General features: G+C 69.2%; 12 protein-coding genes. 7 read left to right on the top strand and 5 right to left on the bottom strand.

Going from position 1 to position 10413, the window contains the following annotated elements; genetic code table 11:
• Positions 1-106: 106 nt before the first annotated feature.
• Together ACFXKA_RS33310 and ppgK are read right to left on the bottom strand one after the other, a co-directional pair.
• Positions 107-1543, bottom strand: a complete 1437-nt coding sequence (locus ACFXKA_RS33310; RefSeq protein ID WP_379430317.1) for an RNA polymerase sigma factor — start codon at positions 1541-1543, stop codon at positions 107-109.
• A gap of 153 nt (positions 1544-1696) precedes the next feature.
• Positions 1697-2455 carry a polyphosphate--glucose phosphotransferase gene (ppgK, locus tag ACFXKA_RS33305; protein WP_354836902.1) on the bottom strand — a complete coding sequence of 253 codons (759 nt, stop codon included), beginning with the start codon at positions 2453-2455 and terminating at the stop codon, positions 1697-1699.
• 125 nt (positions 2456-2580) lie between these two features.
• On the opposite strand from ppgK, the gene ACFXKA_RS33300 reads away from it, so the two are divergent.
• A complete protein-coding gene (locus ACFXKA_RS33300; RefSeq protein ID WP_379430316.1) occupies positions 2581-3522 on the top strand; it encodes an inositol monophosphatase family protein in 942 nt (313 codons plus the stop codon).
• A 176-nt stretch (positions 3523-3698) separates the two neighbouring features.
• On the opposite strand, the gene cei is transcribed toward ACFXKA_RS33300, so the two are convergent.
• On the bottom strand, positions 3699-4376 hold the full coding sequence (gene cei / locus ACFXKA_RS33295; RefSeq protein ID WP_379430315.1) for an envelope integrity protein Cei: 678 nt from the start codon (positions 4374-4376) through the stop codon (positions 3699-3701).
• 436 nt (positions 4377-4812) lie between these two features.
• On the opposite strand from cei, the gene ACFXKA_RS33290 reads away from it, so the two are divergent.
• Positions 4813-5115, top strand: coding sequence for a DUF4193 domain-containing protein (locus ACFXKA_RS33290; protein WP_354836898.1), 303 nt, complete (start codon positions 4813-4815; stop codon positions 5113-5115).
• Between the two features lie 134 nt (positions 5116-5249).
• Here the strand turns inward: ACFXKA_RS33290 and ACFXKA_RS33285 are convergent, their stop codons facing one another.
• Positions 5250-5744, bottom strand: coding sequence for a DUF3093 domain-containing protein (locus ACFXKA_RS33285; protein ID WP_379430321.1), 495 nt, complete (start codon positions 5742-5744; stop codon positions 5250-5252).
• Positions 5745-5823: 79 nt separating this feature from the next.
• Here ACFXKA_RS33285 and dut point away from each other — a divergent pair, with 79 nt between their 5' ends.
• Together dut and ACFXKA_RS33275 are read left to right on the top strand one after the other, a co-directional pair.
• Positions 5824-6324, top strand: coding sequence for a dUTP diphosphatase (gene dut, locus ACFXKA_RS33280; RefSeq protein WP_379430314.1), 501 nt, complete (start codon positions 5824-5826; stop codon positions 6322-6324).
• Positions 6325-6329: 5 nt separating this feature from the next.
• Positions 6330-7187, top strand: coding sequence for a DUF3710 domain-containing protein (locus tag ACFXKA_RS33275; protein ID WP_379430320.1), 858 nt, complete (start codon positions 6330-6332; stop codon positions 7185-7187).
• 182 nt (positions 7188-7369) lie between these two features.
• Here ACFXKA_RS33275 and ACFXKA_RS33270 read toward each other — a convergent pair whose 3' ends face one another.
• The gene (locus tag ACFXKA_RS33270; protein ID WP_354836892.1) at positions 7370-8086 is read right to left on the bottom strand and encodes an alpha/beta hydrolase; all 717 of its coding nucleotides are present in this window, start codon (positions 8084-8086) and stop codon (positions 7370-7372) included.
• A gap of 164 nt (positions 8087-8250) precedes the next feature.
• Between ACFXKA_RS33270 and ACFXKA_RS33265 the strand changes: the two genes are divergently transcribed.
• The 3 genes from ACFXKA_RS33265 to ACFXKA_RS33255 all read left to right on the top strand — a co-directional run bounded on the left by ACFXKA_RS33265 (position 8251) and on the right by ACFXKA_RS33255 (position 10365).
• A complete protein-coding gene (locus tag ACFXKA_RS33265; RefSeq protein WP_354836890.1) occupies positions 8251-8643 on the top strand; it encodes an OB-fold nucleic acid binding domain-containing protein in 393 nt (130 codons plus the stop codon).
• 158 nt (positions 8644-8801) lie between these two features.
• The gene (locus tag ACFXKA_RS33260) at positions 8802-9488 is read left to right on the top strand and encodes a DUF3159 domain-containing protein (RefSeq protein ID WP_379430319.1); all 687 of its coding nucleotides are present in this window, start codon (positions 8802-8804) and stop codon (positions 9486-9488) included.
• 295 nt (positions 9489-9783) lie between these two features.
• Positions 9784-10365: a sigma-70 family RNA polymerase sigma factor gene (locus ACFXKA_RS33255; RefSeq protein WP_354836888.1), complete on the top strand. Its 582-nt coding sequence runs from the start codon at positions 9784-9786 to the stop codon at positions 10363-10365.
• Positions 10366-10413 lie beyond the last annotated feature (48 nt).

The raw sequence follows: 10413 nt of genomic DNA, 5'->3' as shown, positions 1-10413 counted from the left end.
TATGTTTTTTTTGTTGCTTTTTTTTAGTCCTTTCCGCGGTGGGGGGGGGTTCGGTTACGTGTGGGGCCGCGGCGCTGCAGCTCAGCGGCCCGAACTCGGGTGATCGCTAATCCAGATAGTCGCGCAGGACCTGGGAGCGGCTCGGGTGGCGGAGCTTGCTCATGGTCTTGGACTCGATTTGGCGGATGCGTTCGCGGGTGACGCCGTAGACCTGGCCGATTTCGTCCAGGGTTCGGGGCTGGCCATCCGTGAGGCCGAAGCGGAGGCGGACTACGCCCGCTTCGCGCTCCGACAAGGTCTCGAGGACCGACTGCAACTGGTCCTGGAGGAGGGTGAAGGAGACCGCGTCGACGGCGACTACGGCTTCGGAGTCTTCGATGAAGTCGCCGAGTTGGGAGTCGCCCTCGTCGCCGATGGTCTGGTCCAGGGAGATGGGCTCGCGCGCGTACTGCTGGATTTCCAGCACCTTCTCGGGCGTGATGTCCATTTCCTTGGCGAGCTCTTCGGGGGTGGGCTCGCGGCCCAGGTCCTGGAGGAGTTCGCGCTGGATGCGGCCGAGCTTGTTGATGACCTCGACCATGTGCACGGGGATGCGGATGGTGCGGGCCTGGTCGGCCATGGCGCGGGTGATGGCCTGGCGGATCCACCACGTCGCGTAGGTCGAGAACTTGTAACCCTTGGTGTAGTCGAATTTCTCGACCGCGCGGATCAGACCGAGGTTGCCCTCCTGGATCAGGTCCAGGAACGCCATGCCGCGGCCGGTGTAGCGCTTGGCGAGCGACACGACCAGTCGCAGGTTGGCTTCCAGCAGGTGGTTCTTGGCGCGGTTGCCGTCGCGCATGATCCACTGGAAGTCGCGGCGCGACTGCACCGGCAGCTTCTCGCCCTTCTCGGCGAACTCGCGCATCTTCTCCGTGGCATAGAGGCCGGCCTCGATGCGCTTGGCGAGTTCGACCTCCTCCTCGGCGTTGAGCAGCGCGACCTTACCGATCTGCTTGAGGTAGGCGCGGACCGAGTCGGCGGAGGCGGTGAGCTCGGCGTCCTTGCGGGCCTGGCGCAGCGCCTCGGATTCCTCTTCGTCCCAGACGAAGTCACCGGAGGCCTTGTCCTTCTCCGACGGCTCGTCGGCCTCTTCGGCCTCCTCACCCTCGGCGGCGGGAGCGGCCGGGCCGGCCTCCCCTTCCTCGTCCTCTTCGACCTCGTCGACCAGGTCGTCCTCGTCGAGGTCGTCCTCGTCGATCTCGATGTCACCCAGGTCGTCGAGCTCCAGCGAATCGTCGTCGATGACCTCGTCGCCCTCAGCGCCTTCGGCGCCGGGCTCCGCGGCCTTCTTCGGCGAGGCCTTCTTCGCCGCCGTCTTCTTGGCGGTGGCCTTGGTCGCCTTCTTCGCCGCGGTCTTCTTGGCCGCGGTCTTCTTCGCCGCGACCTTCTTGGCCGGGGCCTTCTTCGCGGCAGCCTTCTTGACCGGCCGTGCTGCGGTGGTGTCTGCTGAGTCGGCGGCCTCGGCCGATTCGGCGGTCTCTCGGGTATTCGTGGCTACCACGTACGCCCTTTCGTGACGGTCTCGTGCGGCGTCACGCCAGAGTGGTGATCCGGCGGAGCGGTTCTGTCGGGGGGTAAACCGGCTCTCGTGCCGGTGTCGGTTTCCGGCCTACCGCCGGGCATGTGTTCCATTGTAACGATCGAACCAGCTTACTTACGGTGCGATCCCGGCTGACACCGCCATGGCTGCTCCGACGATGCCCGCGGTGTTGCGCAGCGCGGCAGGTACCACGGGGGTTCTATTGGTGAGCAACGGAATCCACTCCTGGTAGTCGCGGCTGATGCCGCCGCCCGCGACGAACACGTTCGGCCAGAACAGGTTTTCCAAGGTGACCAGCACCTTGCTGACCTCCCGCGCCCACTCCGGGTAGGACATGCCGACCCGATCCTTGACCGAGGCCGCGGCCCGGTGCTCGGCCTCGCGGCCGTCGACCTCCATGTGCCCGAGCTCGCTGTTGGGCACGAGCACGCCGTTGTACAGCACGGCCGATCCGATACCGGTACCGAAGGTGAGCAGCACTACCAGCCCGTCGAGATCCTTTGCCGCGCCATACCGGTCCTCGGCCATGCCCGCCGCGTCGGCGTCGTTGAGGACGGTCACCTCGCGACCGCCGAGCGCCACCGAGAACAGGTGCCGGGCGTCGATGCCGATCCAGGTCGGGTCGATATTGGCGGCCGTGCGGATCTGCCCGTGCAGCACCACGCTCGGCATGGTGATGCCGACCGGGCCCTCCCAACCGGACTGGGCGACGAGCTTGGCGACCGCCTCGGCGACCGCGTTCGGAGTGGCCGGATGCGGCGTCGCGATCTTGATGCGCTCATAGACCAGCTCGCCGGTCGCGAGATCGACCTCGGCGCCCTTCACACCGCTGCCGCCGATATCGATGCCGAACGCGCGTCCGGGATCGGACATGGACCACTCCTCGTTTTCCTGGGATGCCGGCGAGTCGAAGCCACCGGCCGATGACCGCTCGATCGACCTCCACCTTGTGTCGTGCACGACAAGCCTAATGCGCCGGATGCCGGATCTGTGCTGCGATGGTGCTCGTGCCGGAATCGAATTTCACTTCCACCGTCCCCGCCGCCGCTACGACCACCGACACGTCCGATATCGCCGAACTGCGCCGCGTCGCGGTGTATCTGGCCGAGACCGCCGCCGCGCACGTCCGCGCGCGCCGACCGCAGGTCTTCGGACCGGGGGCGCACGAGCAGGACGCCGTGCAGTCCAAGAGCACCCCCACCGACCCCGTCACCATCGTCGACACCGAGACCGAGCAGCTGGTCCGCAAACTGGTCGCCGAACTGCGCCCCGGCGACCGCGTGGTCGGCGAGGAGGACGGCGGCACCCTGGCCGACGACCCGGATCTGGTGCACTGGGTCGTCGATCCCATCGACGGCACCGTCAACTTCGTCTACGGCATCCCGTCCTATTCGGTGTCGGTGGGCGCGGTGCGCGGCGGCCGCCCGGTCGCGGGCGCGGTCGCCGATGTCGCACACGCGGTCACCTACAGCGCCGGGCTCGGCCTGGGTGCGCACCGCGCCGACTCCAGCGTGGACGGCACCGCCCCGGGAGGCGCGCCGATTGCCTTGCGCGCCAACCGGGTCGACGCGGTGTCCATGGCGCTCGTGGCCACCGGCTTCGCCTACGCCACCGAGCGCCGGATCCGTCAGGGTGAGCTGGTGGCGCAGGTGCTGCCGCACATTCGCGACATCCGCCGCTTCGGCTCGGCGGCGCTGGACCTGTGCGCCGTGGCCGAGGGCCGCACCGACGCCTACTACGAGCACGGCCTGAACCTGTGGGACTGGGCCGCGGGGGCGCTCATCGCCACCGAGGCGGGCGCACGCCTGATCCTGCCACCCGCACCCGACTCGCCGGGCACCGCAGGCGATTTGGTGTCCGCCGCCGCCCCCGGCATCGCTGATGAACTGTTCGGTCTGTTCAGGCGTCTGGATGTCACCACCCCTATCCCGGTGCCGTGACAGAGGGCTGGACGACCACCGGGCACCCCTGACCGCCGGTCCGGACCGGGCAAAACGAATCGCCGCGATCGAAGGATCGCGGCGATTCGTGTTATCCGGTTCATATACTTGGTTGCGCCGGTTGGAGTTTCACGCCGGGTCTGCCGGTCAGAGCACACACCCCGCGAAAGAGATTCTCAGCACTTCGCGTGCCGCGCGGCCTCCAGCAGCTTGGGGTCGATGGCCGGCGCGGTGCCGGGCGTCGGGTTCTTCAGCGACTTCAGCACCTCCTCGGCATCGGTGTCGGGCCGGATATCGCGGAACAGCGAGCCCAGCACCATGTCCACGGTGTCGTCCTGGCGCTGATCCTCGATGAGCTCGGCGCACGGCGCCACCAGCTGCACCGACGCCGCCGCGGGCCGGCCTTTCACGCCGAAACGGATCTGCCCGGTGCATTCGAGGTCGCCGTTCACGTACACCGGATCGTTACCTATCTGCACGTCCGGTGCACTGGCGAAACCGCGGTCACCCAGCTCGGAGGCCACGTGCGCGGCCTGGCCGCGCTGGCCGTTGGCATTGAACACGCGCACCTTCGACTGGGCGAGGGGCGCGGGCTCCACATCCCGCAATCGTGAGGCCCCCACCCGCTCGCCGAGGGGGGCGGGCTGGGCCGCGGTCGTGCTCGAGGCGGGGCTGGGGGAGTTGCAGGCCATCGCACCCTGGTCACCCTCGCTCGTGGTCAGCGCCTTGAACCACACGCCGACGCAGATGAGAGCGATGACGCCCACCATGGCCGCCCAGGGCTCCCAGCGCCGCCGGATGAAGGACCGTCCGTCCGGATCGGTCGAGTTACCTTGGGTGATCAGTGAAACCACGCCCACACTCTACGAAAACGTCGCGATTGTCGTGTGAACGGCCACGGCAAGTCGGCCGCTGGGTGTGGCGGGGAGGTCTCGGACGGCGCCAGGAAGATCTCGAAGAGTTCCCTTGTCGGTGACGATTACCCCTCAGTTTCAACTCGCAGGGGTTTTGATTGCGACTTTTGTCCCGGGGTCCGCTATTGTCTGGCGGCCCAGATCGTACAACCCGGGTGAAACTGGGGTTCGATTTCGGGAACAACAAGGGCATGTCCTGCGTTGACCGAGCGCGATCCGGTGCGGATGAGGAGTATCCGGCTCGGATCTGTGACCGGTGTACGCGTGACGTACACCACGGGCGGGGCGGCATCCCCACCCGATCCGGCTCCTGCCAGGAGCCGGTCAGGAGGGTGCCGGTCCGGGATATACGGAGTAAGGACGAGGGGAAGACGACATGGCAACCGACTATGACGCACCGCGGCGCAATGAATCCGACGACGTATCGGAGGACTCGCTGGAGGAGCTGAAGGCTCGCCGCAACGAAGCCGCGTCCGCCGTCGTGGATATCGACGAATCCGATACCGCGGAATCGTTCGAGCTTCCCGGCGCGGACCTTTCCGAGGAAGTGCTCTCGGTCCGGGTCATCCCGAAGCAGGCGGACGAATTCACATGTTCGAGCTGCTTCCTGGTGCACCACCGCAGCCGACTGGCCACCGAGTCCGGCGGTCAGATGATCTGCATGGACTGCGCCGCGTAAGGCACGGTCCCGGAGCGCAATCCGTCAGCCCGCGCTCGGTCCGCCGAGCGCGGACCGGACGGGGCTGCGGAAAATCCTCTGTGCGAAGCAGGGCGGAAAGACCGCTTCGCAGCGGGGCGCGGAATCTCGATGAATCAGGACTGCTCGGCCGCGTTCTTCAGGCCGAGTGCGGTGATGATGCGTTCCGGACGACGCGTACTGACCAGCCAGTACGGCGTCGGATCATCCGGATCATCGAGCACGAGCAACACCATGGGCCCGATCCAGGCCCGATGCTGGACGAACGCGGCGGGGTCGAGCTGTCGGCCCAGCGCCGCGCTTTTCGCACTGGTCGGCACCGGTGCGGCGCGCTTGACGAAGGTCGCGGGCAGGTGCGCGCGATCGGTGCGCAGTTCCGGGACACCGGCATCGTCGGGGGCCACTTCCACGCGATGGCGGGAGAACCACAGCAGCACCCACACGGGCACCGGGAACAGCAGCACGTACGGCAGCCACGCCCGCACTCCCGGTGCGCCCATGTGGATTTCGGCTGCCAGCAGCCCCGTCACGACGAGCGCGACGGGCCACCACCACAGCGGCACCCAGAGGCGCTCGGTGTAGAGGGGCTCGGTCTGCTGTTTGGGATCCATGGTCACCTGAGGGGGCTGGTCGGACACGACCTCAGACTAGGTCAATGACCGAGAGGCGGAACGCGTAGGCTCGGCCTACGTGACCGGTATTCCACCTATTCCCCTGCTGCGGCTCGATCCCGGCATCCCCGTACCGACGCGTGCCCACGAGGGCGACGCCGGCGTGGACCTGTGCACCACCGAGGACGTCATCATCGAACCGGGGGAGCGGGTGCTCGTCGGCACCGGCATCGCGGTGGCGCTCCCGACCGGCACGGTCGGGCTGATCCACCCGCGGTCGGGCCTGGCGGCGAAGGCGGGACTGTCGGTTGTCAATACCCCCGGCACGGTCGATGCGGGCTACCGCGGTGAGATCAAGGTGTGCCTGATCAATCACGATCCGCGTACGGCCATCGAGCTCCGGCGGGGTGACCGCATCGCGCAGTTGCTGGTGCAGAAGGTCGAATTGGTGGACTTCGTCGAGGTCGAGGCGCTCGACGACACCACGCGCGGCGCAGGAGGATACGGATCCAGCGGTGGGCACGCCAGCCTGTCCGCGCAGTCCGGTGGGGCGGGTCAGGCGACCGGCAAGGAGGCATGACGATGGTGTTCGGACGCAAGAAGAACAAGGGCGGCGACAGAGACGACGCGTCGCAGTACGACGACGAGTACACCGAGTACGACGAGTACGCGGACGCGGACGCGTACGACGAGACCGGCTACACGGCAGACGAATTCGAGGAGTTCGACGAGCCCGCCGCCCGCGGCCCGGAGAGCGGTCCCTACGACTACGAGGACGTCGCCGACCGGCTCGAGTCGATCGCCGAGCAGCGCCTGGATCTGGGCTCGGTCATCGTGCCGGTGCCGCCGGGCGGGCAGCTGCAGGTCGAGATGACCCCCGAAGGCGCGCCGCAGGCGGTGCACCTGGCCACCCAGCACGGCCGGATCACGGTGGCGGCCTACGCCGCTCCCAAGACCTCGGGCCAATGGCGTTCGGTGGCAGCCGATCTGGCCGAGACGTTGCGCAAGGACGGCGCGCAGGTGTCGGTGGTGCAGGGCCCGTGGGGTCGTGAGCTGCACGCCGTGACCCAGGGCGCGGATCTGCGCTTCATCGGCGTGGACGGCTACCGCTGGATGGTGCGCCTGGTCGCGGCCGGTCCGACCGGCGCGGCCGACGAGAACACCCCGCTGGTGGCCGCGGCTCGCGCGGTCATGAGCGAGACCGTGGTGCGCCGCGGGGACGAGCCGCTGCCGGTGCGTGAACCGCTGCCGGTGGTCCTACCCCAGGAGCTGGCCGACCAGCTCGCCGCCGCCCACCAGCAGCAGCTGGCCGCCCAGCAGCAGGCCATGCAGGCCCAGATGGCCGCCATGCAGGGCGGCCCGGCCTTCCAGCCCGAGCAGGCGCCTACCGAACCGCGGCGCGGCGCGGAGGGCTCGGCCATGCAGCAGCTCGGCCTGAACTGACCGGACGGTCCGGACCGGTCTGCCCGGATTCGGCTGCACGACAAGCGAAACGGGGCTCCGCCACAGTGGCGGAGCCCCGTTTCGCTTTCGGCGCGATGAAGGTGCGCAGCGCGGTCACCGGACTGTCGTGAGCGCGACCCGCCGCGAGTCACGACGGACGTCGTGGCGGGGACGGATTCCGGTCAGGGGGTCGGGATGCGGCGGGGCAGCAGGGCGTTGATACCCCGCGCGCCGAGGACCGACGGGTCCGCGCCCAGCTCGTCCAGGGTGATCGAGTGCAGCGTGGCGTGCGGGAGCAGCGTGGCCCAGCGTTCGGCTACGACGAACGGGTGGACGGGGTCGTCGATCGCGCCGATGACCTCGACGGGGGCGGTGACGGCGGCCAGGACCTCGGGTTCGGGCCAGCGGTAGGCCGCGGCCTCTTCCAGGGCGGCGGGCAGCTCGGGCCACTGGGAGGTCCAGGAGCGGGTGAGGGCCTCGGCCAGCCAGGCGGGGCTGGATTCGCGCATGCGGGTCAGGACGGCGTCGAGGCCGTCGGCGCGCAGCTGGGCGGCGGTGGCGGCGGCGCTCAGGGCGGCGGGGCAGCCGGTGGTGTCGGCGCCGGTCCAGGCGGGCAGGGCGGCGACCACGCCGTACACCGAGTCCGGGTGGTGCGCGGCCCAGTCGACGGCGACGGCCGCACCCAGCGAGATGCCCGCGATCAGCACCGGGCCCGAGCGCGCCGCGGCGTCCAGGGCGCTGCGGTAGCTGTCGATCACCCCGCGCGGGTCCGGGTCGACCGCCAGGAACGGCAGATCCAGTGCGGCGCAAGCGGATCCGAAGGCGCGGCGGGCGAAATGGGCGTCGGAGCCGGTTCCGGGCAGGGCGACGGCGACCGCCGGACGTGGTAGATCGGGCACCGATCGAGAGTACTGGTGACCGGCGTGCGTGGCGGGTGCAGGCCGTCCCATCTACAGTGGCGGAGGTACGGCCACAGGCGGCCGGATGGCAAACCGCCGGGCGCCGTGGAAGGAACGAACGACGTGAGACCCACGCCGTCGAGCTCTACAGGAGAGCGTGCGAGATGCCATCCGCGGGTGGGAAGGACACCCCGTCGGGCTATTTCCGGCGGCTCGGCCGGCGCCTGACAGAGGACCTGGATCGTTTGGATGCCGAGGAGCTCGCCGAGACGTCGGAGGCGTCGGGCGCGTGCCGGGCATCGGAGTGCCGGCGCGGTGAGGAAGTCACCATGCTGGGCCGGCTCCGCAGTGTCGAGGCCTGTCCCAAATCGGCGGGCGCTGAGGTGGAAGCCGAGTTCTTCGACGGCACCGACAGTGTGGCGCTGGTTTTCATCGGGCGGCGTCGCATCCCGGGAATCGAGCCGGGCCGTCGTATCCTGGTCCGCGGCCGGGTCGGCGAACGCGACGGCGGCAAGGTCATCTACAACCCCTACTACGAACTCCGCGGGAACTCCTGACACTCATGCCTAACCCCACCAGCAACGGCGACCAGGGCCGTGATCGCACCGAGTCCTTCGGCGCGCCAGCCCCGTTCGATCCGCCCACGGTCCAGCTCAATGCCGTCTCGGGCGACGAACCGCCACTGCGCATGGACCACGCGCTGCTGGACGAGGACATGCAGGCGCTGGTCGACGCCGAGCGCGCCGCCCGGGACGCCGCCGACGACGAGGGCGAGCAGGAACCCGAACAGACGCTGCTCGAGCAGATGGGCGGCCTCAGCGGCCTGATCTACTCCTCGCTGCCGGTGCTGGTGTTCGTGCCGGTGAACTCGCTGCGCGGGCTGACCGCCGCCATCTGGGCGTCGCTGGGCGTGGCCGCGGCGATCCTGGTGTGGCGCCTGGTGCGTCGCGGTCCGATCCAGCCGGCCATCTCGGGCTTCCTCGGGGTGGGCGTGTGCGCGTTCATCGCCTACCGGATGGGGGAGGCCAAGGGCTTCTTCCTGTTCGGCATCTACGCCAGCCTGGTCTACGGCGGTGTGTTCCTGATGTCGCTGGTGGTGCGCTGGCCGCTGGCGGGCGTGATCTGGGGTGCGCTCAACGGGCACGGCACCGAGTGGCGGTCGGACAAGCGCGTCATGCGGCTCTACGACATCGCGACCGCGGTGTGGGCGGTGGTGTTCGTGGCCCGCTACCTGGTGCAGAACTACCTCTACGACGCCAACAGCACCGGTCTGCTGGCCGTGGCGCGCATCGCCATGGGCTGGCCGCTGACCGCCGTGGCGGCACTGGTGACCTTCTGGGCGGTGCGCAAGGCGGGCCATCTGCCCTCCTCGTCCGCCAAAGCCCCGGAATCCGCGGGCTAGACAACCGCCCGATCGGGTCCTTATCGCGCTAAATGTCCAGGGCGCAACACCTTCGGCGCCATTGGGGGACGGAAGGGGGTGACCAACCCACCCCTGGGGTACCTATTTCGGCGGGCTCCCGGCGAGCACGATCGTTCTCAGAAGCTCTCAGCAGCTCATCGGAGAAAGGATCGCGGAGTTGGTTACCGACGGCAAGGCAGTGGCAGCGCAGGACCGGGGCGAGGGGCTCGGGACCGCGGTGCAGACGGCAGCCTCGCGCCGGCACCCGGCGGGGCGGGGAGGCAAAGCAGGAAGTGTGGCGTCATCGGAGTCCCGGCGCGCCGCAGCGGAATTGGAGAAGCTGATCGGCCCGGCCGCCGCCGGTGACCGGGAGGCGGTCTCGGAGATTCTCAAGATCGTGTATCCGCTGGTGCGCCGCTACTGCGCGGCACGGATGGGCGGCGCGGGTCACCTGCAGGTGACCGCGGACGATGTGGCGCAGGAGGTCTGCCTGGCGACGGTGCAGGCCATCCCGCGCTACCGGGATCAGGGCAAATCGTTCCTGGCATTCGTCTACGGCATCTCGGCGAACAAGGTGGCCGACTCGTTCCGGCGGGCGCAGCAGCACCCGGCCTACCCGGTCGCGGAGTTCCCGGACGCGCCGATGAACGAGGCGGGACCCGAGGAGCGGGCGCTGGCGATGGAAACCCGCCGGGCGGCACGCGATCTCATGCAGGTGCTGTCCTCGACCCACCGTGAGGTGCTGGTCATGCGGATCGTGCTGGGGTGGACGGCGGCGGAGACCGCCGAGGCCATCGGCACCAGCCCGGGCGTGGTGCGGGTCATGCAGCATCGCGCGCTGAATCGGCTGCGCGCCGAACTGCGGGTGGCGTCCTGACGGTTCGGTGTGGACAACGGCGAGTGGGCCGGGCGCAGGGGGTGCGCC

Origin of the sequence: Nocardia sp. NPDC059228 (assembly GCF_042754245.1) — a bacterium.
Lineage (GTDB): Bacteria > Actinomycetota > Actinomycetes > Mycobacteriales > Mycobacteriaceae > Nocardia.
This window is presented reverse-complemented; position numbering and strand designations above follow the sequence as displayed.